Source organism: Mycobacterium tuberculosis H37Rv (assembly GCF_000195955.2).
Lineage (GTDB): Bacteria > Actinomycetota > Actinomycetes > Mycobacteriales > Mycobacteriaceae > Mycobacterium > Mycobacterium tuberculosis.
On record NC_000962.3, the window covers coordinates 3,629,662 to 3,653,426 of the forward strand.

Consider the following 23,765-nt stretch of genomic DNA (forward strand, 5'->3'; position numbering starts at 1 on the left):
TTCTTTGGGGGCTCACAGGGATCCGAGCGGGCTACTTAGCCTAGGTACGCTCTTGCAGTCACTGTAGCCGCCGTCGGTCAGCCCCGCAGGTCAGGGGACATTGATCACACCGTGACGCTCCGCGAACGGCGTTATTAGCCGTGCTAGGTCCGCTGCGACATCATGGTCGGCCTCGGGCGGCATCGACACGTAGCTCAAGCACAGCCGCACGATCGCACGCGAGAGCACATTGGCGTCGTTATCGGTGGTGGCCACCCAGGTATCGGTGAAGGCCGGCGCCAGCCGGGCCGACGCGCGGGTGATGATCGGCGCGCTGTCGGTGGTGATCAGTTGCAGCAGATCGGGCTTGGCGACACCGGTCAACAGCGAGATGACCAACGGATCTGCCGCCGACTCGGCGAAGAACGACCGAAAGCCCTGCAGGAACGCTTCGTAAAAGTTGCCGACGTTGGCGTCCAACGATGCATGGACGTTGTCCACTAATCGGTCGGCCAGGCGCAGCGCGTATCCCTGCGCCAGGCCTTGCCGGGAACCGAATTCGTTGTAGATGGTCTGCCGGCTGATGCCCGCCGCGCGGGCCACGTCGGACAGCGTGATGGCGGACCAGTCGCGGGTCAGCAGCAGATCCCGCATCGCATCCAGCACCGAATCCCGCAACAGGGCCCGCGAGGCCTCGGCATAGGGTATCCGCTTCACAGGCGCGACAGTAGCGCTTGGAGTGCTCACGAGCGAGCCACCTCCACCATCTCGAAATCCGACTTTGCCGCACCGCAATCCGGGCAACTCCAGTCATCGGGGATGTCGTCCCAGCGGGTGCCGGCCGCGATGCCGTCCTCCGGCCAACCCAGCGCCTCATCGTACTCAAAGCCGCATTGGATACAGCGGAACAGTTTGTAGTCGTTCACTTAGTTACCCTCCTATCTTTTCGAAATCGACCTTCTCGCGCACCGCGCAGTCCGGGCAGCACCAGTCGTCGGGAATTTGATCCCAGCCTGTGCCGGCTGGGAAGCCTTCCCTGGCATCACCGTTGGCCTCGTCGTAGACGTAGTCGCAGACCGGGCACCGGTAGGCGGCCATCATGCCGAGGCTCCGTAACGGGCGAGTGCCTTCTCCCGCACGCGCGGGTGCAGGTTAACCCGAGTGATATCGCCGCCGTAGTGCTCCAGCACCCGGTGATCCATTACCTTGCGCCACAACGGCGGGAAGTAGGTCAGCGAGATCATCGATGCATACCCACTGGGCAGGTTGGGCGCACCCGCCATGCTCCGCAGTGTCTGATAGCGGCGAGTGGGGTTGGCGTGGTGATCGCTGTGTCGCTGCAGGTGGTAGAGGAACAGGTTGGTGACGATGTGGTCGGAGTTCCAGCTGTGCACCGGGGCGCAGCGCTCGTAGCGGCCGTTGGCGCTCTTCTGCCGTAGCAGTCCGTAGTGTTCGAGGTAGTTGACGGCCTCTAACAGGCTGAAGCCGAAGACTGCCTGGATGATGACGAACGGGATCAGCGCCGGGCCGAAGACCGCGATCAGCCCACCCCACAACACCACCGACATCAGCCACGCGTTGAGCACGTCGTTGCGCAGATACGTCATGGGATTCCAGGGGCTGACGCCGAGCCGACGCAGCCGTTGGGCCTCCAAATGAACGGCCGAGCGCAAGCCGCCGATAACACTGCGGGGCAGGAACTCCCACAACGTCTCGCCGAACCGCGCCGACGCCGGGTCCTCCGGTGTGGACACCCGGACGTGATGGCCACGGTTGTGCTCGATGTAGAAGTGCCCGTAGCAGGTCTGGGCGAGGGTGATCTTGGACAGCCACCGCTCCAGCGAATCCTTCTTGTGCCCCATTTCGTGGGCGGTGTTGATACCGACGCCGCCAAGCACACCGACCGACAGCGCCACCCCAAGCTTGCCCGCCCAGCTCAAGGCGCCGTCAAAGCCGAGCCAACTGAGGTTTGCGGCGGTGAACAGGTATGCGCCCAGCACCACGCTGAGGTACTGGAACGGGATGTAGATGTAGGTGCAGTAGCGGTAGTACTTGTCATTCTCCAGCCGGTCGGTCACCTCGTCGGGCGGGTTCTGCCCGTCGGGCCCGAAGCGTAGGTCAAGAAGCGGCAACAAGACGTAGAGCAGGATCGGTCCGATCCACAGCGGCACCTGCGCGGCGGCGTGCCAGCCGAGCTGGTTCATCCCCCAGATCAGCGGCAGCATCACCACCAAGGCCGTCGGGGCGATGAGGCCCATAAGCCACAGGTAACGCTTCTTGTCCCGCCACTCCTCGACTTCGGGCGGCCGGGGGGCTTCGGGTCCACCAGAGCCGATTTGCGTGGTCATATGCCAAACCTCCTCATGAGCCACACCACGTTGGGATTTGACAATAGAGCAGTTTGCGTCTTATGTCTAGACATATAACGCAATTTGTAAATACGCGGCGAAGCTAGTTCAACACCTCCGGGTCGCGCTCTCTCGAGCTTGCCGAAGGCCCTGCGCCGAGTGCCGGCGCCCGTAGCCGACATAAATCGCGGTTCCGGCCACCAGCCAGATCCCGAACCGGATCCAAGTCAACGCGGTGAGGTTCAGCATCAGCCACAGGCACGCGCACACTGCGGCGATCGGAAGTAACGGCACCCACGGAGCTGTGAACCCCCGCTGAAGGTCGGGTCGGGTCCGGCGCAGCACGACCACTCCGGCCGAGACGAGGATGAACGCGAACAGTGTCCCGACGTTGACCATCTCCTCAAGCTTGGTGATCGGAAACACCGACGCCGTCGTGGCCACCAACACCGCGACCAGCACCGTGACCCGGACCGGGGTGCCGCGCGAACCGGTCTTGGCCAATTGCCGCGGCACCAAGCCGTCGCGCGCCATGGCGAACAGCACGCGGCATTGCCCGAGCATCAACACCATCACCACCGTGGTAAGCCCGGCCAGCGCGCCGACGGAGATGATGCCGCTGGCCCAGTACACCCCGTTGGCCTGGAACGCGGTGGCCAGATTTGCCGGCCCGCGGCCCGGTACGGTCCGCAGTTGGGTGTATGGAACCATGCCCGACAGCACCACCGATACCGCGACGTAGAGAAGGGTCACGACCCCCAGCGACGCGAGAATCCCTCGAGGGACGTCTCGTTGAGGACGCTTGGTCTCCTCGGCCATGGTGGCCACGATGTCAAACCCGATAAACGCGAAGAACACGATCGATGCCCCGGCCAGCACGCCGTACCATCCGTAGTGGCTGCCTTGGGCTCCGGTCAGCAACGAGAAGACGGATTGATCGAGCCCGCCGCCGTGGTGCTGGACTTCGGGCTCGGGAATGAACGGCGAGTAGTTGGCGGCCCTGATGTAGAAGGCACCGACGACCACCACCAAGACGACCACCGACACCTTGATTGCGGTGACCACCGCGGAAAATCTCGACGACAATTTGGTGCCCAACGCGATCAGGGTCGCCACCAACGTGACGATCACGAGCGCACCCCAGTCGAGCTGCAGCGATCCGAGATGGCCTGTGCCATTACCGAATCCGAACACGGTGCCCAAGTAGCTGGACCAGCCTTTGGCGACCACGGCCGCACCCATCGCCAGTTCCAGCACCAGATTCCAGCCGATCACCCAGGCCAAGAACTCCCCGAAGGTGGCATAAGAGAAGGTATAGGCGCTGCCGGCCACCGGCAGCGTCGAGGCGAACTCGGCGTAGCACAGCGCGGCCAGCGCACAGGTCGCCGCCGCGATCAGAAACGATATCCAGATGGCCGGGCCGGTGATATCGCCAGCGGTCGACGCGGTAACCGTGAATATTCCGGCGCCAATCACCACCGAGACGCCGAAAACAACCAGGTCCCACCAGGTGAGGTCCTTGCGCAGCCGAGTGGTGGGCTCGTCGGTGTCGGCGATTGACTGTTCTACCGACTTCATGCGCCGTCGACCGGCCATGCACCCGTCCTCTCGCACTCGTTGTGACCGCACAGTACTGGGTACTCTGCGAGGATGACGGGTCGCGTAGGGAACCCGAAGGACCACGCCGTGGTGATCGGAGCTAGCATCGCCGGGTTGTGCGCCGCGCGGGTGCTCTCGGACTTCTACTCCACGGTGACGGTTTTCGAGCGCGACGAGTTGCCGGAAGCGCCGGCGAACCGGGCCACGGTCCCTCAAGACCGACACCTGCACATGTTGATGGCCCGCGGGGCGCAGGAATTCGACAGCCTGTTCCCCGGCCTGTTGCACGACATGGTGGCCGCGGGCGTGCCCATGCTTGAGAACCGGCCGGACTGTATCTACTTGGGCGCCGCCGGCCATGTCCTCGGGACGGGGCATACCCTGCGCAAGGAGTTCACCGCCTACGTGCCCAGCCGGCCGCACCTGGAATGGCAGCTGCGGCGACGGGTCCTGCAGCTCTCCAACGTCCAGATTGTGCGGCGCCTGGTCACCGAGCCACAGTTCGAGCGCAGGCAGCAGCGAGTGGTCGGCGTGCTGCTGGATTCCCCTGGTAGCGGCCAAGATCGGGAACGCGAAGAGTTCATAGCTGCCGACCTTGTCGTCGACGCAGCCGGCCGGGGTACCCGACTGCCGGTTTGGTTGACGCAGTGGGGATATCGGCGGCCGGCCGAAGACACCGTGGACATCGGCATCAGCTATGCCAGCCACCAATTTCGCATTCCCGACGGGCTGATCGCCGAGAAGGTGGTGGTCGCCGGCGCCTCACACGATCAGTCGCTGGGGCTAGGCATGCTGTGCTACGAGGACGGCACCTGGGTCCTCACCACCTTCGGGGTGGCCGATGCCAAACCGCCGCCGACTTTCGACGAGATGCGTGCACTCGCGGACAAACTGCTGCCGGCCCGCTTCACCGCCGCGCTGGCGCAAGCCCAACCGATCGGCTGTCCGGCGTTTCATGCTTTCCCAGCCAGCAGATGGCGTCGCTACGACAAGCTGGAACGTTTCCCGCGCGGAATCGTCCCGTTCGGCGATGCGGTGGCCAGCTTCAATCCCACCTTCGGGCAGGGCATGACGATGACCTCACTGCAAGCCGGCCACCTACGACGGGCGCTCAAAGCCCGCAACTCAGCTATGAAAGGCGACCTGGCCGCCGAACTCAATCGGGCCACCGCCAAGACCACCTATCCGGTGTGGATGATGAACGCAATCGGCGACATCAGTTTCCACCACGCCACCGCTGAGCCCCTTCCCCGATGGTGGCGCCCAGCCGGTTCGCTGTTCGACCAATTCCTCGGGGCCGCAGAAACCGATCCTGTTCTCGCCGAATGGTTTCTGCGACGGTTTTCGCTGCTGGACAGCCTGTACATGGTGCCGTCGGTACCGATCATCGGTCGCGCCATTGCTCACAATCTGCGATTGTGGCTAAAAGAGCAGCGTGAGCGTCGGCAACCCGTCACAACCCGACGGTCGCCCTGAACAGCTTGGCGGGTTGGCCGGCGGTCAGCCGGATCGGGCCGTCGTCGGCCGCCACCCAGGCGGCCGTGCCGCGCTGTAGCGTGAGCGACCCGCACTTCCCGTGCACCGTCGCCGAACCCTCGGTGCATAACAAGATCTGTGGACCGTCATGGCCGGACGACGCGTCGACCTCGTGGCCGAGGTGATCGCCGTCGAGCACCAGTAGCGTGGCCGCGAACTCATCGGTGGGCGTCTCAAAGACCAGCCCCAGCCCCTCGCGCCGGATCGGGGGCCGCAGCCGAGCCTTCGGCGTGGGGGCGAAGTCCAGCACCCGCAACAACTCGGGCACATCGACGTGCTTAGGGGTAAGTCCACCGCGTAACACGTTGTCGGAGTTGGCCATCACTTCCACACCGAAACCACGCACATAGGCGTGCAGGTTGCCGGCCGGCAGGAAGATCGCCTCCCCAGGAGCCAAGCTGATGCGGTTGAGCAACAACGCCGCCAGCACACCGGCGTCGCCGGGATAACGTTCGCCGAGTTCCAGCACTGTCTTGGCTTCGGCGCCAAATTCCGTTGCGCCGGAGCTGACGTACTGGATAGCGCCGTCCAGCACGGCAGGCACCAGCACGTCGATGTCGGGCTGGGGTGCGGTAATCCAGGTGGTGAACAGCGCACGCAAACCATCGGCATCGGACCCCTCGCTCAGCAAGTCGATGAACGGGTCGAGGTCGGATACGGCCAGCGCCCGCAGCAGCTCGGTGGTGCGAGCCGCCTCCCGGAATCCGGCCAGCGCCTCGAACGGCTGCAGCGCCACCAATAACTCTGGCTTGTGACTGGTGTCGCGGTAGTTGCGGACGGGTGAGGACACCGGAATGCCCATTCGCTCTTCCCGCAGGTAGCCCTCAACCGCCTGCTCGGCGCTCGGATGGGCCTGCAACGATAGTGGCTCGTCGGCCGCCAACACCTTGACCAAGAACGGCAACACATCGCCGAATCGCGCGCGCGACGCGGAGCCGAGCTGCCCCTCCGGATCCGCGACCAACGCTTCGAGCAACGAGGTTTGGCCATGCGGCGTCTGCAGCCAAGCCGGATCACCCGGGTGTGCACCGAACCATAGTTCGGCCTCGGGGTGAGCGGCCGGCACCGGACGCCCGGTGAATTCGGCGATAGCGGTGCGCGATCCCCAAGCGTAGGTGCGTAACGCGCCACGTAGCAGTTCCACCGGCGATCTATCCTCGCACCAGTCGCAGATACACGGCGGCCATCTCCAGCCGAACGGCCAATACCGCCCCCCCGGATCCCACGGGGGCGTCGAGCAGCTCCGGCACATCCTCAGCCGCGACCAGATAGGCGTCATCGAGCCCGGCAACCCGAGCGGCCACCACCGTCCGCTCGCCGGCCAGCGCCAGCGCCAACACCCGCAGCCGCTGCGGTGCCGGCCCATCGATTTCCTCGTCATGGAACAGCGCATCCGGCGGCGTCCCGGCACGTAGCGCCACAACCGCATCCGAAAGCCTGGTAGCGGCCACAACCTGGTTTGCGATCCGCAGCATGACCGAACTCCCATGCCGGGCCAGCGCCAGCGTCGCGGCATTGTCTCCAGCCAGGGCCAGCTGGCAACCGGAAACGCGAGCGGCAAGTGCCTTGGCCGGGTTGGTGAACACCTCTCGGCCGGCGCTGTTGCGGAGCGCCTCAGCATCCAGCTCGTCTGCCAGCGACGCCAGATCGATGCGCAGCTTGGGATCCACGGTTTGCAAGGCCGCCAGACCCGCGGCCAGGTACCGGGACAACCCGAACTCGTCAGGAACCCGCAGCCGCGGTTCCAGCACCGCGACGCGACCGGCCGTGCTGTCCCGCAGCGGACCCTCATACGGTGCCACCACGACAACCCGCGCGCCCCTGCGCACCCCGATCGCGGCGGCCCCGACCAGCGCCGGGTCGCCGGGGTCGTCGCCGGCAACGATCAGCACGTCAAGCGGCCCGACCCAGGGCGGCGCCGCACTGGCGAGCACGATCGGCTCGGCGGCCCCGGCACCTAGCGTCGAGGCCAGGATGGTCCCGGCGGTCTCAGCGGTCCCCCGGCCGGTCACCCAGATCACCGAGCGGGGACGGTCACTACCGCGCAGCAAGTCCAGTTCGCCCTCGTCGGCCGCGGCAGCGATGGCACGCACCTGTGCGCCGGCCATCGATGCGGCCCGCAGCAGGGCACCCCGGTCGGCAGCGATCAGGCCTTCGGTGTCCTCGAGATCGATCGCCCGGGCGACGTTCACGGTCCGGCCTTCGCATGTGCGCTCTGGGCAGCGATTTCAGCGCTGACCTGACGTACCACCGCGTCAACGTCCCCGACGCTGCGGCCCTCCACATTGAGCCGCAGCAACGGCTCGGTGTTTGAGCTGCGCAGGTTGAACCAGCTGTCGTCGCCTAAGTCAACGGTCACGCCATCGAGGTGATCAATACTGACAATCCGGTTGCCGAACGATTTCAACACGGCCTCCACACAGGCCGAAGAGTCGACCACGGTGAAGTTGATCTCGCCGGAGGATTCATAGCGTTGGTAGTCCGCGGTCAACTCCGACAGCGGTCTGCTCTGCTCACCGAGGGCGGCCAGCACATGCAGTGCGGCCAGCATTCCGGAATCGGCACCCCAGAAGTCACGGAAGTAATAGTGCGCCGAATGTTCACCACCGAAAATCGCCCCGGTCTCGGCCATCAGTGCCTTGATATAGGAGTGCCCAACCCGCGAACGCAGCGGCGTACCGCCGCGCTCGGCGACCAGCTCGGGCACCGCGCGGGAGGTGATCACGTTGTGGATGATGGTGGCGCCGATCTCCCGGTTGAGTTCCCGCGCGGCCACCAATGCGGTAACCGTCGACGGCGAGACCGGCTGGCCGCGTTCGTCGACCACGAAGCAGCGGTCGGCGTCGCCGTCGAAAGCAAGCCCGATATCGGCGCCGGTGTCACGCACATAGGCCTGCAGATCCACCAGGTTCGCCGGGTCCAGCGGATTGGCCTCGTGATTGGGAAACGATCCGTCGAGCTCAAAATACGAGGGCAACAAGGTGATCGAGTCGATCACCCCAAGGACCGCCGGCGCGGTGTGACCGGCCATGCCGTTGCCGGCGTCCACGGCCACCCGCAACGGACGTAGCCCCGAGGTGTCCACCAGCGATCGCAGGAACGCCCCGTAGTCGACCAGCACGTCCTGGTCGGCAATGGTTCCGGGCGTCCCGTCGTATCGTGCGACGCCGGCGATCAGGTCGTCACGGATGGCGGTCAGCCCGGTATCGGCTCCGACTGGTTTGGCGGCGGCCCGACACATCTTGATGCCGTTGTATGCCGCCGGGTTGTGGCTCGCGGTGAACATCGCTCCCGGGCAGTCCAACAGCCCCGAGGCGAAATAAAGCTGATCGGTGGACGCCAAACCAACTCGCACCACGTCGAGGCCCTGCCCGGTCACCCCGGCCGCGAACGCGTCGGCCAGCGACGGCGAACTGTCCCGCATGTCGTGACCGATCACCACTGGTCGCGCATCCTCGGTCCGCATCAACCGCGCGAATGCGGCGCCGAGATCGGTAACCAGCGACTCGTCGATCTCTTCGCCGACCAGCCCGCGTACGTCGTAAGCCTTGATAACGCGGTCCACAGCCGCGGCGGGCCAAGACATGCGCGGGCTCCTGACAACCTAGATTTTCTGCGACTCTTGGCCGCCAGCCTATCGGCCCGCGAACGACGCGGGCCGAATCGGTCTCGAACAGCATGGGAAGACTAGTCGGCGGGGTCGGGCAACACCCGTAGATGTCCGCGCCGGCGCCCGGCCCCAGGCTCGGGCGGCGCAAGCACGCCACCCCCGGTGGGCGCTCCGGTCGCCGCAGCGGGAAAATCGTCGAAACCATGCAGTGGCGCGCCATTTCCGCCTGGATGATGCCGGCGCCCCGCGCTCGGGCCACCCTCGCGCACCGCGTCCGCCAGGGCCACCAGGTCGTCCTCGTCGGGGTGGCTGGGCAGCGGCCCGGCGTGACGCACGAGTTCCCACCCGCGCGGTGCAGTGATGCGACCGGCATGGCCGACACACAGATCCCACGAATGGGGCTCCCGCGCAGTGGCAAGCGGACCGATCACCGCCGTCGAGTCCGAGTAGACGAACGTCAACGTCGCCACTGCATAGTGCGGACACCCGGGCCGGCAGCAGCGACGGGGTACGTTCACGACCGAAAGGCTATCGTGCACCAACGCCGCCGAAGCGCCGGACACGCGCATCCGTCCACGCCGCGATGTTTAACCGTTACCATCGGCGCGTGAGCGATTCCCGCAGCTCCTCGTGGAGCCGTCGGTCGCGGGGCGGGTCGGTAGCGCGGCGAGCAATCCGGCGGGGCCGCGAGATGCGCGGGCCACTGCTGCCGCCGACAGTCCCGGGGTGGCGCAGCCGGGCCGAGCGGTTCGACATGGCAGTGCTGGAAGCCTACGAACCCATCGAGCGACGCTGGCAGGAGCGGGTGTCGCAGCTGGACATCGCGGTCGACGAGATCCCGAGGATCGCAGCCAAAGATCCCGAAAGTGTGCAGTGGCCGCCGGAAGTCATCGCCGACGGACCGATCGCGCTGGCCCGGCTCATCCCGGCCGGCGTGGACGTCCGCGGAAATGCGACGCGCGCGCGAATCGTCTTGTTTCGCAAACCAATTGAACGACGGGCCAAGGACACCGAGGAACTTGGTGAATTGCTGCACGAAATCCTGGTGGCCCAGGTGGCCATCTACCTGGACGTCGACCCATCCGTCATCGACCCGACGATCGACGACTAGTTCGCGCCGCCGACTCCGGCGGCCGGGTCAGATGATCCCGCGTTTGAGGCGGCGGCGCTCGCGTTCGGAAAGACCACCCCAGATGCCGAACCGCTCGTCATGAGCCAGGGCGTACTCCAGACACTCGTGCCGCACCTCGCAGCCCATGCAAATCTTCTTGGCCTCACGCGTGGAGCCGCCCTTCTCCGGGAAGAACGCTTCGGGATCCGTTTGCGCACATAGCGCACGGTCCTGCCATTGGTCGGTGGCTTCCGGCGGCAGAGGTTCCTCGAATGGCGCCGGCGCCTCGGGAACCAAACTCAGATGCGGTCGCAAAACTGCCGTTGCTGATGCGGTAGCCGATCCGGTAGTGGTATGCGGTGTGCCTCCCATTACACCCCGAAGGTGTTCATAGGACATGCCTCCGCCTCCTCACTCGATAGATAGTGAAATGGTTTCCCACTGTTTTGATGTACAGTTAACCCAATTCGAACAAGTGATCGAATCTCGGTCTGCGACACCGAAACCGGCCGGCCAACCGCGAAATGACACTGATGTGATTAGACACAAGTTGGGGACGCGGGTCAAGTGTGCCGGCGCATTTCCATATCATCTCGTAATAAAATTTCCGCGGTTCTGTTGTGGTTGGGTCCCGGCGTGTCGAGCGTGACTCGTAACCAACGTTTGGTGATGGGCGCCGGGAGGTACTGTCCTGCGATGTGAAGGTCACCGTTCTGGCCGGTGGAGTCGGCGGCGCCCGCTTCCTGCTCGGGGTCCAGCAGCTGCTCGGCCTGGGCCAGTTTGCTGCCAATTCTGCCCACTCGGACGCCGACCACCAACTGAGCGCTGTCGTCAACGTCGGCGACGACGCCTGGATCCACGGGCTGCGTGTCTGCCCGGATCTGGACACCTGCATGTATACCCTGGGCGGCGGGGTGGACCCCCAGCGCGGCTGGGGCCAGCGTGACGAAACTTGGCACGCCATGCAGGAACTGGTGCGCTATGGCGTGCAGCCCGACTGGTTCGAGCTCGGGGACCGCGATCTGGCCACCCATCTGGTGCGCACCCAGATGCTGCAGGCCGGCTACCCCCTGTCACAGATCACCGAGGCCCTATGCGATCGCTGGCAACCGGGCGCCCGCTTGCTGCCTGCCACCGACGACCGTTGCGAAACCCATGTAGTGATCACCGACCCGGTCGACGAAAGCCGCAAGGCGATCCATTTTCAGGAGTGGTGGGTGCGCTACCGTGCCCAGGTGCCGACGCACAGCTTTGCTTTTGTCGGCGCTGAAAAGTCCAGCGCTGCAACCGAAGCGATCGCCGCCCTGGCCGACGCCGACATCATCATGCTGGCGCCGTCTAATCCGGTGGTCAGCATCGGCGCCATCCTGGCCGTCCCCGGGATTCGCGCGGCGTTGCGGGAAGCAACCGCACCGATCGTCGGCTACTCGCCGATCATCGGCGAAAAGCCGTTGCGCGGCATGGCCGATACGTGCCTTTCGGTTATCGGGGTGGATTCCACCGCGGCCGCTGTGGGCCGGCACTACGGCGCGCGGTGCGCCACCGGGATACTGGACTGCTGGCTGGTGCACGACGGCGACCACGCTGAGATTGACGGGGTGACGGTGCGGTCGGTGCCGCTGCTGATGACCGACCCGAACGCGACGGCTGAGATGGTTCGCGCCGGGTGCGACCTTGCGGGAGTGGTAGCTTGACCGGCCCCGAACATGGCTCCGCCTCGACCATCGAGATCCTGCCCGTCATCGGGCTGCCCGAATTCCGTCCCGGCGACGATCTGAGCGCCGCCGTCGCCGCGGCGGCACCGTGGCTACGCGACGGTGACGTCGTGGTGGTTACCAGCAAGGTGGTGTCCAAATGCGAGGGCCGGCTGGTTCCGGCTCCCGAAGACCCCGAGCAAAGAGACCGATTGCGCCGCAAGCTGATCGAGGATGAGGCAGTGCGCGTGTTGGCGCGCAAGGACCGCACGTTGATCACCGAGAATCGACTCGGGCTGGTTCAGGCGGCCGCCGGCGTGGACGGATCCAACGTCGGCCGGTCCGAGTTAGCGCTGCTGCCGGTCGATCCTGACGCCAGTGCCGCAACCTTGCGCGCCGGGCTGCGCGAGCGGCTCGGCGTCACCGTCGCCGTGGTCATCACCGACACCATGGGACGCGCCTGGCGCAACGGCCAGACCGATGCCGCAGTCGGCGCTGCCGGTCTGGCGGTGCTGCGCAACTATGCCGGTGTCCGCGACCCATACGGCAATGAGTTGGTGGTCACCGAGGTCGCAGTCGCCGACGAGATCGCCGCGGCCGCCGACTTGGTCAAAGGCAAACTGACCGCGACGCCGGTGGCGGTGGTGCGTGGGTTCGGCGTGTCCGACGACGGCTCGACAGCCCGGCAACTGCTGCGGCCGGGCGCCAACGACCTGTTCTGGCTCGGGACCGCCGAAGCGCTCGAGCTGGGTCGCCAGCAAGCCCAACTGTTGCGCAGGTCCGTTCGCCGGTTTAGCACCGATCCGGTGCCGGGCGACCTCGTCGAGGCTGCGGTCGCCGAGGCCCTCACCGCGCCAGCCCCACATCACACCCGGCCGACCCGATTCGTGTGGCTGCAGACACCGGCCATCCGCGCGCGGCTGCTAGATCGGATGAAAGACAAGTGGCGGTCTGATCTCACCAGTGACGGCTTGCCCGCCGACGCGATAGAACGCCGGGTGGCACGCGGCCAGATCCTCTATGACGCACCCGAAGTCGTCATACCGATGCTGGTGCCCGACGGAGCACACAGCTACCCCGATGCCGCCCGCACCGACGCCGAGCACACCATGTTCACGGTCGCCGTCGGAGCGGCCGTACAAGCCTTGCTGGTCGCGCTGGCCGTGCGCGGGCTGGGCAGTTGCTGGATCGGCTCGACGATCTTTGCCGCTGACCTGGTCCGCGACGAGCTGGACCTGCCAGTCGACTGGGAGCCGTTGGGCGCCATCGCGATCGGATATGCCGACGAGCCGTCCGGGTTGCGCGACCCGGTGCCTGCCGCCGATTTGCTGATCCTGAAGTGACATTCGCTCTAGCGACGATAGGCTACCCAGACATGGCGGTCCTGCAGCCGATGCCAACCATCAACCTCCCGACGGATCAATTCACCGCGTTCGGTCAAAAGTGGCTCCTCGGCTCGAAATTCTCCAAGAAGGACGACAGGACTTAGGCGCCGTGATAGATGCCGCTGTGGGCGGCGCACTGTCGGTGATGCTCGGCAACATCCCATTGGTGGTTCCGAACGCCAACCAGCTGTAACCTTCCCAAGCGCCGACGTGTACCGCTGCTATCCGGCCCGATTCCAGGGACAGCCACCCCATGCAACCTAGTCATCCGACGCGCCCTGGTGCGGTCATCAGATATGTCGGTAGCTCCCTTGATACTTGTCCCATGACGACGTTCGCCGGCAAAACGGCTGCGTCCGCTGACAAGGTGCGCGGGGGCTACTACACGCCGCCGGCGGTGGCCCGATTCCTTGCCCACTGGGTTCACCAGGCGGGGCCGAAGATCCTCGAACCATCCTGCGGCGATGGCCGAATCCTGCGCGAACTCTCCGCCATCACAGACCACGCGCACGGTGTGGAACTCGTTGCGCGCGAGGCGAAAAAGTCGCGGGACTTCGCGTCCGTCGACACTGAGAACCTTTTTACCTGGCTGCACAAGACCCAACTCGGCAGCTGGGATGGCGTTGCCGGCAACCCGCCCTACATCCGCTTCGGAAACTGGGCATCCGAACAACGGGATCCGGCACTCGAATTGATGCGGCGTGTGGGCCTACGACCGACCAAACTGACCAATGCCTGGGTCCCGTTTGTCGTGGCGAGCACGACGCTAGCGCGTGACGGCGGCCGAGTGGGCCTGGTGGTCCCGGCGGAATTGCTTCAAGTCACCTACGCGGCGCAGCTACGCGAATTCCTGCTGAGCCGCTATCGGGAGATCACCCTGGTTACCTTCGAGCGGCTGGTGTTCGACGGAATCCTGCAGGAAGTTGTGCTGTTCTGCGGCGTCGTCGGTCCCGGTCCTGCACACATACGCACCGTCAGGCTCGGCGATGCGAACGATCTGAACGCGCTGGGGGACAAGGACTTCACCAATGAGTCAGCGCCGGCGCTTCTCCACGAAAAGGAGAAGTGGACCAAGTACTTCCTCGACCCCGCTCAAATCCGGCTACTGCGAGGACTCAAACAGTCCGCCACTATGATCAGGCTCGGCGAACTGGCCGACGTGGATGTGGGCATCGTGACCGGCCGCAACAGCTTCTTCACGTTCACCGATGCCAAGGCACAAGCGCTGGGATTGCGAGCGCACTGCGTTCCCCTGGTCTCTCGCAGCGCCCAACTCAGCGGGCTGATCTATGACGAGGATTGCCGGGCATGCGATGTCGCCGGCAACCACCGAACGTGGCTACTCGACGCCGCGGACTATCCAACCGATCCAGCTCTCGTCGCTCACATCACCGCGGGTGAAGCGGCCGGCGTCCACCTCGGCTACAAGTGCTCGATCCGCAAGCCATGGTGGAGCACACCATCGCTGTGGATGCCCGACCTCTTTATGCTGCGCCAGATCCACTTCGCCCCGCGGCTGACCGTCAACGCTGCCGCGGCGACCAGCACCGATACCGTGCACCGGGTCCGGCTCGACCCGAACGTCGATCCGGCAACTCTTGCCGCGGTGTTCCACAACAGCGCGACATTCGCGTTCGCCGAGATCATGGGCCGCAGTTATGGGGGCGGCATCTTGGAGTTGGAGCCTAGGGAAGCCGAGCAACTACCTATGCCACCGCCGGCGTACGGGAGCGCAGAACTTGCCCAGGATGTTGATCTCCTGCTGAAAGCAAACGAGATCGACAAGGCGCTCGACGTCGTGGACCGTCACGTTCTGATCGACGGGCTCGGCTTGTCGCCGCGCCTGGTCGCAGGTTGCCGAGCGGCATGGCTCACGCTCCGCGACCGCAGGACCAAGCGCGGATCTCGGCGATAACCGCGGCGGGTGAGCGCCTCGCGTGCCCGGCCAACGATGTCGATCTCGGCGCAAGAAGCTCAAACGTCGGACGAGTAACGGATCCCGCCGTCGGGAAGAAAGACACCGGGCCATACCCGGGCACCACTTAACAACTCGCAGCGCGCGCCGATGTCGGCCCCGTCACCGATCACACCGTCGCGGATCAACGCCCGCGGTCCGATGCGAGCACCGAAGCCGATGATCGAACGCTCGATCACGCACCCGGCCTCCACCCGGACACCATCGAAGATGACCGCGCCGTCCAATCTGGTGCCGGGGCCGATTTCGGCACCACGCCCCACGACGGTGCCGCCAATCAGCAACGCACCGGGAGATACCGCCGCACCGTCGTGCACCAACTGCTCACCGCGGTGACCACGCAAGGCCGGAGACGGGGCGATGCCGCGCACCAGATCCGCCGATCCGCGAACGAAGTCTTCCGGTGTGCCCATGTCCCGCCAATAGCTGGCATCGACATAGCCGTAGATCTTGCAGTCGCCGTCGGCGAGCAAGGCCGGGAACACCTCGCGTTCCACCGAAACCTCCCGGCCCTGCGGAATCCGGTCGATGACGTTGCGTTCGAAGACATAGCAGCCGGCATTGATCTGGTCGGTCGGCGGATCCTCCGTCTTCTCCAGAAAGGCGACTACGCGGTCCTCCTCGTCGGTGGGTACGCAGCCGAATGCCCGCGGGTCGCCCACCCGCACCAGTTGCAGCGTGACATCGGCTCGATTGCTTCGGTGGAAGTCCAGCAGTTGGGCCAGATCCGCGCCCGAGAGCACATCGCCGTTAAACACCATCGCGGTGTCGTTGCGCAGCTTGCCGGCAACGTTGGCGATGCCGCCGCCAGTCCCCAAGGGATGCTCCTCGGTCACGTATTCGATCTGTAGGCCCAGTGCGGACCCGTCGCCGAACTCCGCTTCGAAGACTGCGGGTTTGTAGGACGTACCCAGGATCACGTGCTCGATGCCCGCTGCGGCGATCCGCGACAGCAGATGGGTGAGGAACGGCAGTCCGGCGGTAGGCAGCATTGGCTTGGGCGCCGACAGCGTCAACGGCCGCAGTCGGGTACCCTTGCCACCGACCAGGACCACCGCATCGACTTGGTGAGTTGCCAACTCAGTGCCGCCCTTCTACCAGCTTCAGTTTCCGTCTGCGGGACCTGCGCAGTGAACTGCGCACCATGAGGTGGGAACGCAGCGCCAGTGATCCCCGCAGGGTCCAGCGCAGCGGAGCCCGCCACCAACCAGAATGTCGGTCGGCTAAGAAGATATAGGTGCTTTTGTGATGGGCGGCCAGATGGCTTGCCGGGTCGCGACCCGTCGAATGCGCCTTGTGGTGCAGAACCTCGGCTGACGGCACATACACCGACAGCCAACCGGCTTTGCCAAGCCGGTCGCCAAGGTCGACGTCCTCCATGTACATGAAGTAACGTTCGTCGAATCCGCCGACCTGGCCAAACGCCGACCGGCGCACCAGTAGGCAAGACCCCGACAACCAACCCACCGGCCGTTCACTGGGCTCCAGCCGCTCCTGCCGGTAGGCCGTCGTCCACGGATTGCGCGGCCAGAACGGCCCGAGCACTGCGTGCATGCCGCCGCGGATCAGGCTGGGCATCTGCCGCGCCGACGGGTACACCGACCCGTCGGGGTCCCGAATCAGCGGGCCCAGCGCGCCCGCGCGGGGCCAGCGGGAGGCGGCGTCCAGTAGTGCATCGATACTGCCCGGGCCCCATTGCACGTCCGGGTTGGCCACGATCACCCAGTCATCGACCCAGGGTTCGCCGGCATCGCCCGCCATTTCACCGAGCTGGGCGATCGTCCGATTCACCGCGGTTCCGTACCCGAGGTTGGCCCCTGTGGGCAGCAGCCGCACGTTGGGGTAGCGCTGCACCGCGGCCTGCGGGGTGCCGTCGGTGGAGCCGTTGTCTGCCAACAGCACGCTGACCGGCCGCTCGGTGGCCAGCGACAACGACGCCAGGAACCGCTCTAGATGGGGCCCCGGCGAGTAGGTCACCGCTACCACCGGCAGGACGTCAGTCACGCGTTGAGGGTAACCGTCGATCGATCGAAGTTGAGTTCGCAGGTGCTGCCAGCGCCGTGGCCAGTGCGCTGCGCCAGTGCCGTAGCGGCGTCAAGCCCGCCAGCGCCCACTGCCTGCTCGACAGCGCGGAATAGCTCGAACGCGGCGCGGGCCGCGGAAACTGCGCGCTGCTGACCGGACGCACCCGCTGTGGGTCGGCACCGCATTCTTCGAACACCGCGCGGGCTTGACCGAACCGGGAGACCACGCCCTCGTTAGCGGCGTGCAACACGCGTCCGCGCACGCCCGCGTCGGCCAACGCCAGCAGCGCCTCGGCCAGGTCGGCGACGTAGGTCGGCGACCCGGTCTGGTCGTCGACCACATCCACCCGACCGTGTCCGGCGGCCAGCCGGCGCATGACGGCGACGAAATCCTTGCCGGTCCCGCCGGTGTAGACCCAGGCGGTCCGTACCACGGCAGCCTCCGGGAACGCTGCCAGCACAGCCTGCTCGCCGGCGAGTTTGCTGCGGGCATACACGCCCTGCGGCGCGGTTTCATCGGTGGGCTCGTAGGGCCGGGGCTCGGCGCCGCCGAAGTCGCCATCGAATACGTAGTCGGTGGAGACGTGGATTAACCGAGCACCCACACGAGCGCACGCACGGGCGAGGTGTTGCGGGCCAGTGGCATTGACCGCATAGGCGACTGCCTCATTGCTCTCGGCGCCGTCGACGTCGGTGTAGGCGGCGCAATTGATCACCACGTCACCGTGTCGGATGATCCGCTCGGCCGCAGCGGGGTCGGTGATATCCCACTGCGAGGAAGTCAGCGCCAGCATATCGCGGCCTTCCCGGGCGGCCTGTGCCGTCAGATGGCTGCCCAGCTGCCCGCCCGCACCGGTGATGACTAGCCTTTCTGACCTGCCCGCCATGTGTTTGAGTCTGGCACGCCTCGGGCACGCCGGGGTTGGCTACCCGACAGGGCGCCGTTACACAAGTAGTCTAGTGTGATGTCTGCGCAACGTGTGGTTCGTACGGTTCGTACCGCTCGGGCTATTTCCACGGCACTGGCCGTCGCGATCGTCCTTGGCACCGGGGTGGCGTGGAGCAGTGTCCGGTCGTTCGAAGACGGCATCTTCCACATGTCGGCGCCCTCGCTGGGGCACGGCGGCGACGACGGCGCGATCGACATTTTGCTGGTCGGCCTGGACAGCCGTACCGACGCGCACGGCAACCCGTTGAGCGCCGAGGAATTGGCGACATTGCACGCCGGCGACGAGGAAGCCACCAACACCGACACCATCATCCTGATCCGGGTACCCAACAACGGAAAGTCGGCGACCGCAATCTCTATACCGCGGGACTCCTACGTCGCGGCTCCCGGTCTGGGTAAGACCAAGATCAACGGCGTCTACGGGCAAACCAGAGAGACCAAGCGGGCCGGCCTGGTCCAAGCCGGTGCCTCGCCGACCGAAGCGGCCGCCGCCGGCACCGAGGCCGGGCGTGAGGCGTTGATCAAGACGGTCGCCGATCTGACCGGCGTCACCGTCGACCACTACGCCGAGATCGGGCTGCTCGGTTTCGCGTTGATCGCCGACGCACTCGGCGGCGTCGACGTCTGCCTCAAAGAGCCTGTATACGAACCACTTTCGGGTGCCGATTTTCCAGCCGGGCGGCAAAAGCTCAACGGTCCGCAAGCGCTCAGCTTCGTTCGCCAGCGGCATGATCTGCCCCGCGGCGACCTGGACCGGGTGGTACGTCAGCAGGCGGTGATGGCGGCGTTGGCCCACCGGGTCATCTCCGGACAGACGCTATCCAGCCCCGCCACGCTGAAGCGGTTGGAGCAGGCCGTGCAGCGCTCGGTGGTGCTGTCCTCCGGGTGGGACATCATGGATTTCGTCCGCCAATTGCAGAAGCTGGCCGGCGGTAACGTTGCCTTCGCCACCATCCCGGTGCTCGACGGCGCCGGCTGGAGCGACGACGGCATGCAAAGCGTGGTGCGGGTGGATCCGCGTCAGGTGCAGGACTGGGTCGTCGGCCTGCTGCACGAGCAGGACCAGGGCAAGACCGACGAGCTGGCCTACACACCCGCCAAGACCACGGCCAACGTGGTCAACGACACCGATATCAACGGGCTTGCGGCAGCGGTGTCAAAGGTGTTGAGCTCCAAGGGGTTTACCACCGGATCCGTCGGCAACAACGACGGCGACCACGTGCCTGGCAGCCAGGTGCGGGCCGCAAAGGCCGACGACCTGGGCGCACAGCAGGTCGCCAAGGAACTGGGCGGGTTGCCGGTGGTCGCCGATGCGTCAATCGCGCCTGGGTCGGTGCGGGTGGTGCTGGCCAACGACTACAGCGGTCCGGGCTCCGGGCTGGGGGGTAGTGATCCGAACGGCGTCGTATCGCCGGCCCGCGCGTTCAACCTCGGGTCCGCCGACGACACGACTCCCCCGCCGTCGCCAATCCTTACCGCCGGCTCCGACGCGCCGGAGTGCATCAACTGACCACACCGACCACCCTGAGCGGGGCGATCCTGGATCCGATGCTGCGCGCCGACCCGGTCGGCCCGCGCATCACCTACTATGACGATGCCACCGGTGAGCGCATCGAGCTATCCGCGGTGACACTGGCTAACTGGGCCGCCAAGACCGGCAACCTGTTGCGCGACGAGCTGGCGGCCGGACCCGCCAGCCGAGTCGCGATCCTATTACCGGCCCATTGGCAGACCGCGGCGGTGTTGTTCGGCGTGTGGTGGATCGGTGCGCAAGCGATACTCGACGATTCTCCCGCCGATGTGGCACTGTGCACCGCCGACCGTCTGGCCGAAGCCGACGCCGTCGTCAACAGCGCGGCGGTAGCCGGCGAGGTAGCCGTGCTGTCGCTGGATCCATTCGGTCGACCGGCAACCGGCCTGCCGGTCGGCGTCACCGACTATGCGACCGCGGTGCGGGTACACGGCGACCAGATAGTTCCCGAACACAACCCCGGTCCGGTGCTTGCCGGTAGATCCGTCGAGCAGATCCTGCGCGACTGCGCGGCGTCCGCGGCCGCCAGGGGTTTGACGGCGGCGGATCGGGTGCTGTCCACCGCTTCCTGGGCCGGACCCGATGAGTTGGTGGACGGCCTGCTGGCGATCCTGGCCGCCGGTGCGTCGTTGGTGCAGGTGGCCAATCCCGATCCGGCGATGCTGCAGCGCAGGATTGCGACCGAAAAGGTCACCCGCGTCCTGTGACGCAGGCCGCGTCCAGCAGGCGAAGGCATCAGAGCAATACATATTGATATCGCGATATATAGATGTTAATGTCACTGCAACGAGCTGCCGCTGCAATTACAGACCCGGAAGAAAGGTACAGGCAATGGCGATACAAGTGTTCTTGGCGAAGGCGACAACGACGGTGATCACCGGCTTGGCCGGCGTGACCGCCTACGAGATCTTAAAAAAGGCCGCGGCCAAAGCGCCGCTTCGTCAGACCGCGGTATCGGCAGCAGCGCTGGGTCTGCGCGGAACCCGCAAGGCCGAGGAAGCCGCGGAATCGGCCCGCCTAAAGGTGGCCGACGTGATGGCCGAGGCTCGTGAGCGCATCGGCGAGGAATCGCCCACTCCAGCGATCAGCGACCTGCACGACCACGACCACTGAGCGCCTCGCCATGACCCTGGAAGTGGTATCGGACGCGGCCGGACGCATGCGGGTCAAAGTCGACTGGGTCCGTTGCGATTCCCGGCGCGCGGTCGCGGTCGAAGAGGCCGTTGCCAAGCAGAACGGTGTGCGCGTCGTGCACGCCTACCCGCGCACCGGGTCCGTGGTCGTGTGGTATTCACCCAGACGCGCCGACCGCGCGGCGGTGCTGGCGGCGATCAAGGGCGCCGCGCACGTCGCCGCCGAACTGATCCCCGCGCGTGCGCCGCACTCGGCCGAGATCCGCAACACCGACGTGCTCCGGATGGTCATCGGCGGGGTGGCACTGGCCTTGCTCGGGGTGCGCCGCTACGTGTTCGCGCGGCCACCGCTGCTCGGAACCACCGGGCGGACGGTGGCCACCGGTGTCACCATTTTCACCGGGTATCCGTTCCTGCGTGGCGCGCTGCGCTCGCTGCGCTCCGGAAAGGCCGGCACCGATGCCCTGGTCTCCGCGGCGACGGTGGCAAGCCTCATCCTGCGCGAGAACGTGGTCGCACTCACCGTCCTGTGGTTGCTCAACATCGGTGAGTACCTGCAGGATCTGACGCTGCGGCGGACCCGGCGGGCCATCTCGGAGCTGCTGCGCGGCAACCAGGACACGGCCTGGGTGCGCCTCACCGATCCTTCTGCAGGCTCCGACGCGGCCACCGAAATCCAGGTCCCGATCGACACCGTGCAGATCGGTGACGAGGTGGTGGTCCACGAGCACGTCGCGATACCGGTCGACGGTGAGGTGGTCGACGGCGAAGCGATCGTCAATCAGTCCGCGATCACCGGGGAAAACCTGCCGGTCAGCGTCGTGGTCGGAACGCGCGTGCACGCCGGTTCGGTCGTGGTGCGCGGACGCGTGGTGGTGCGCGCCCACGCGGTAGGCAACCAAACCACCATCGGTCGCATCATTAGCAGGGTCGAAGAGGCTCAGCTCGACCGGGCACCCATCCAGACGGTGGGCGAGAACTTCTCCCGCCGCTTCGTTCCCACCTCGTTCATCGTCTCGGCCATCGCGTTGCTGATCACCGGCGACGTGCGGCGCGCGATGACCATGTTGTTGATCGCATGCCCGTGCGCGGTGGGACTGTCCACCCCGACCGCGATCAGCGCAGCGATCGGCAACGGCGCGCGCCGTGGCATCCTGATCAAGGGCGGATCCCACCTCGAGCAGGCGGGCCGCGTCGACGCCATCGTGTTCGACAAGACCGGGACGTTGACCGTGGGCCGCCCCGTGGTCACCAATATCGTTGCCATGCATAAAGATTGGGAGCCCGAGCAAGTGCTGGCCTATGCCGCCAGCTCGGAGATCCACTCACGTCATCCGCTGGCCGAGGCGGTGATCCGCTCGACGGAGGAACGCCGCATCAGCATCCCACCACACGAGGAGTGCGAGGTGCTGGTCGGCCTGGGCATGCGGACCTGGGCCGACGGTCGGACCCTGCTGCTGGGCAGTCCGTCGTTGCTGCGCGCCGAAAAAGTTCGGGTGTCCAAGAAGGCGTCGGAGTGGGTCGACAAGCTGCGCCGCCAGGCGGAGACCCCGCTGCTGCTCGCGGTGGACGGCACGCTGGTCGGCCTGATCAGCCTGCGCGACGAGGTGCGTCCGGAGGCGGCCCAGGTGCTGACGAAGCTGCGGGCCAATGGGATTCGCCGGATCGTCATGCTCACCGGCGACCACCCGGAGATCGCCCAGGTTGTCGCCGACGAACTGGGGATTGATGAGTGGCGCGCCGAGGTCATGCCGGAGGACAAGCTCGCGGCGGTGCGCGAGCTGCAGGACGACGGCTACGTCGTCGGGATGGTCGGCGACGGCATCAACGACGCCCCGGCGCTGGCCGCCGCCGATATCGGGATCGCCATGGGCCTTGCCGGAACCGACGTCGCCGTCGAGACCGCCGATGTCGCGCTGGCCAACGACGACCTGCACCGCCTGCTCGACGTTGGGGACCTGGGCGAGCGGGCAGTGGATGTAATCCGGCAGAACTACGGCATGTCCATCGCCGTCAACGCGGCCGGGCTGCTGATCGGCGCGGGCGGTGCGCTCTCGCCGGTGCTGGCGGCGATCCTGCACAACGCGTCGTCGGTGGCGGTGGTGGCCAACAGTTCCCGGTTGATCCGCTACCGCCTGGACCGCTAGCAGCCGCAGCCGTGACCACGCCAGGTGCGGATGCCCTGCCAGACCGCGATACCGGCGATGGCCAGCCCGATCGCGGGGTCAATCCACCAGCCGTTCGACCACACGGCAGTGATCGCCAGCCCAAGCAGAACCGCGGCGGCCTGAGCAGCACACAGGTAGTTCTGGGTGCCCTCGCCCGCGGTGGCCCCCGATCCCAGCCGCTCACCCACTCGGTGGTTGGCCCAGCCCAGGACCGGCATCAGCAGCAGGGCGATGGCCGTCAGTCCGATGCCGATCACCGAGGTCTCGGCACGATGCTCGCCGGCTAGGTGGCGGATGGATTCGGCAACGAGGTAGGGGGCCGTCAGCCAAAAAGACACCGCAACTCCACGCTGTGCGCGGTGCTCCGCGGTCGCGGACCAAGTGCGGTCGCCGGTGAACCGCCAGAGCACCATCGCGCTGGCCAGGCCCTCGGATCCGCCACCCAGCGCCCACCCGGTCAACGCGACGGATCCGACCGCAATACCCTGCCACAGCCCCACGGCACCTTCGGTGAGCAATACCGCCAGGCTGACCCACGCCAGCCAGCGGGCCCACCGAACGTTCCGCTGCCATTCGGCCTCTCGCGCCACCGACACGGGCGAATCCAGCGTGGATTCATCGCGGTGTTCCGTCGTCGTCTCCATCCCGACGATGGTAGAGGCAAGACATGCCGGGCGGTCGCCGCGGCGTCGCGAACCCGTATGGTTCAGGGAGGATGCCGCA

Annotated in this window: 23 protein-coding genes; 9 read left to right on the forward strand and 14 right to left on the reverse strand. The window is 66.2% G+C overall.

The window, feature by feature from the left end; translation table 11 throughout:
• Nucleotides 1-90: 90 nt before the first annotated feature.
• The 5 genes from Rv3249c to Rv3253c form a co-directional block, all read right to left on the reverse strand.
• Nucleotides 91-726: a TetR family transcriptional regulator gene (locus tag Rv3249c; RefSeq protein NP_217766.1), complete on the reverse strand. Its 636-nt coding sequence runs from the start codon at nt 724-726 to the stop codon at nt 91-93.
• A complete protein-coding gene (rubB, locus tag Rv3250c; RefSeq protein ID NP_217767.1) occupies nt 723-905 on the reverse strand; it encodes a rubredoxin RubB in 183 nt (60 codons plus the stop codon). The genes Rv3249c and rubB overlap by 4 nt, the downstream gene beginning before the upstream one ends.
• 4 nt (nt 906-909) lie before the next feature.
• Entirely contained in the window at nt 910-1,077 is a 168-nt protein-coding gene (gene rubA, locus Rv3251c) for a rubredoxin RubA (protein ID NP_217768.1), read from the reverse strand.
• On the reverse strand, nt 1,077-2,327 hold the full coding sequence (alkB, locus tag Rv3252c; protein NP_217769.1) for a transmembrane alkane 1-monooxygenase AlkB: 1,251 nt from the start codon (nt 2,325-2,327) through the stop codon (nt 1,077-1,079). Before alkB ends, rubA begins: the two co-directional genes overlap by 1 nt.
• Nucleotides 2,328-2,435: 108 nt before the next feature.
• Nucleotides 2,436-3,923: a cationic amino acid transport integral membrane protein gene (locus Rv3253c; RefSeq protein ID NP_217770.1), complete on the reverse strand. Its 1,488-nt coding sequence runs from the start codon at nt 3,921-3,923 to the stop codon at nt 2,436-2,438.
• Nucleotides 3,924-4,013: 90 nt separating this feature from the next.
• On the opposite strand from Rv3253c, the gene Rv3254 reads away from it, so the two are divergent.
• Entirely contained in the window at nt 4,014-5,402 is a 1,389-nt protein-coding gene (locus Rv3254) for a hypothetical protein (protein ID NP_217771.1), read from the forward strand.
• Here Rv3254 and manA read toward each other — a convergent pair.
• The 4 genes from manA to Rv3258c form a co-directional block, all read right to left on the reverse strand.
• Complete coding sequence (gene manA, locus Rv3255c; protein ID NP_217772.1) at nt 5,380-6,606, reverse strand: mannose-6-phosphate isomerase; 1,227 nt, start codon at nt 6,604-6,606, stop codon at nt 5,380-5,382. The genes Rv3254 and manA overlap by 23 nt on opposite strands.
• A 7-nt stretch (nt 6,607-6,613) precedes the next feature.
• A complete protein-coding gene (locus Rv3256c; protein ID NP_217773.1) occupies nt 6,614-7,654 on the reverse strand; it encodes a hypothetical protein in 1,041 nt (346 codons plus the stop codon).
• Nucleotides 7,651-9,048: a phosphomannomutase PmmA gene (gene pmmA, locus Rv3257c; protein NP_217774.1), complete on the reverse strand. Its 1,398-nt coding sequence runs from the start codon at nt 9,046-9,048 to the stop codon at nt 7,651-7,653. Before pmmA ends, Rv3256c begins: the two co-directional genes overlap by 4 nt.
• A gap of 101 nt (nt 9,049-9,149) precedes the next feature.
• Nucleotides 9,150-9,641: a hypothetical protein gene (locus tag Rv3258c; RefSeq protein ID NP_217775.1), complete on the reverse strand. Its 492-nt coding sequence runs from the start codon at nt 9,639-9,641 to the stop codon at nt 9,150-9,152.
• A gap of 122 nt (nt 9,642-9,763) precedes the next feature.
• Between Rv3258c and Rv3259 the strand changes: the two genes are divergently transcribed.
• Complete coding sequence (locus Rv3259; protein NP_217776.1) at nt 9,764-10,183, forward strand: hypothetical protein; 420 nt, start codon at nt 9,764-9,766, stop codon at nt 10,181-10,183.
• Between the two features lie 27 nt (nt 10,184-10,210).
• On the opposite strand, the gene whiB2 is transcribed toward Rv3259, so the two are convergent.
• Nucleotides 10,211-10,480 carry a transcriptional regulator WhiB2 gene (whiB2, locus tag Rv3260c; protein ID NP_217777.1) on the reverse strand — a complete coding sequence of 90 codons (270 nt, stop codon included), beginning with the start codon at nt 10,478-10,480 and terminating at the stop codon, nt 10,211-10,213.
• A gap of 401 nt (nt 10,481-10,881) precedes the next feature.
• On the opposite strand from whiB2, the gene fbiA reads away from it, so the two are divergent.
• The 3 genes from fbiA (at nt 10,882) to Rv3263 (ending at nt 15,177) form a co-directional block, all read left to right on the forward strand.
• Nucleotides 10,882-11,877, forward strand: a complete 996-nt coding sequence (gene fbiA / locus Rv3261) for a 2-phospho-L-lactate transferase (protein NP_217778.1) — start codon at nt 10,882-10,884, stop codon at nt 11,875-11,877.
• The gene (fbiB, locus tag Rv3262) at nt 11,874-13,220 is read left to right on the forward strand and encodes a coenzyme F420:L-glutamate ligase (RefSeq protein ID NP_217779.1); all 1,347 of its coding nucleotides are present in this window, start codon (nt 11,874-11,876) and stop codon (nt 13,218-13,220) included. Before fbiA ends, fbiB begins: the two co-directional genes overlap by 4 nt.
• A gap of 295 nt (nt 13,221-13,515) precedes the next feature.
• On the forward strand, nt 13,516-15,177 hold the full coding sequence (locus Rv3263; protein NP_217780.1) for a DNA methylase: 1,662 nt from the start codon (nt 13,516-13,518) through the stop codon (nt 15,175-15,177).
• 59 nt (nt 15,178-15,236) lie between these two features.
• Here the strand turns inward: Rv3263 and manB are convergent, their stop codons facing one another.
• The 3 genes from manB to rmlD are packed head-to-tail and all read right to left on the reverse strand — an operon-like array spanning nt 15,237 to nt 18,148.
• The gene (gene manB / locus Rv3264c; RefSeq protein ID YP_177951.1) at nt 15,237-16,316 is read right to left on the reverse strand and encodes a D-alpha-D-mannose-1-phosphate guanylyltransferase ManB; all 1,080 of its coding nucleotides are present in this window, start codon (nt 16,314-16,316) and stop codon (nt 15,237-15,239) included.
• 1 nt (nt 16,317) lies between these two features.
• On the reverse strand, nt 16,318-17,223 hold the full coding sequence (gene wbbL1 / locus Rv3265c; RefSeq protein ID YP_177952.3) for an N-acetylglucosaminyl-diphospho-decaprenol L-rhamnosyltransferase: 906 nt from the start codon (nt 17,221-17,223) through the stop codon (nt 16,318-16,320).
• A 10-nt stretch (nt 17,224-17,233) separates the two neighbouring features.
• A complete protein-coding gene (gene rmlD, locus Rv3266c) occupies nt 17,234-18,148 on the reverse strand; it encodes a dTDP-4-dehydrorhamnose reductase (protein ID NP_217783.1) in 915 nt (304 codons plus the stop codon).
• A 75-nt stretch (nt 18,149-18,223) separates the two neighbouring features.
• Between rmlD and Rv3267 the strand changes: the two genes are divergently transcribed.
• The 4 genes from Rv3267 (at nt 18,224) to ctpC (ending at nt 23,021) form a co-directional block, all read left to right on the forward strand.
• Nucleotides 18,224-19,720 carry a hypothetical protein gene (locus tag Rv3267; protein ID NP_217784.1) on the forward strand — a complete coding sequence of 499 codons (1,497 nt, stop codon included), beginning with the start codon at nt 18,224-18,226 and terminating at the stop codon, nt 19,718-19,720.
• 38 nt (nt 19,721-19,758) lie between these two features.
• Nucleotides 19,759-20,448, forward strand: coding sequence for a hypothetical protein (locus tag Rv3268; protein NP_217785.3), 690 nt, complete (start codon nt 19,759-19,761; stop codon nt 20,446-20,448).
• A 124-nt stretch (nt 20,449-20,572) separates the two neighbouring features.
• Nucleotides 20,573-20,854: a hypothetical protein gene (locus Rv3269; RefSeq protein NP_217786.1), complete on the forward strand. Its 282-nt coding sequence runs from the start codon at nt 20,573-20,575 to the stop codon at nt 20,852-20,854.
• A 10-nt stretch (nt 20,855-20,864) separates the two neighbouring features.
• Nucleotides 20,865-23,021 carry a manganese/zinc-exporting P-type ATPase gene (gene ctpC, locus Rv3270; RefSeq protein NP_217787.1) on the forward strand — a complete coding sequence of 719 codons (2,157 nt, stop codon included), beginning with the start codon at nt 20,865-20,867 and terminating at the stop codon, nt 23,019-23,021.
• Here ctpC and Rv3271c read toward each other — a convergent pair.
• Nucleotides 23,018-23,686: an integral membrane protein gene (locus Rv3271c; protein ID NP_217788.1), complete on the reverse strand. Its 669-nt coding sequence runs from the start codon at nt 23,684-23,686 to the stop codon at nt 23,018-23,020. The genes ctpC and Rv3271c overlap by 4 nt on opposite strands.
• Nucleotides 23,687-23,765 lie beyond the last annotated feature (79 nt).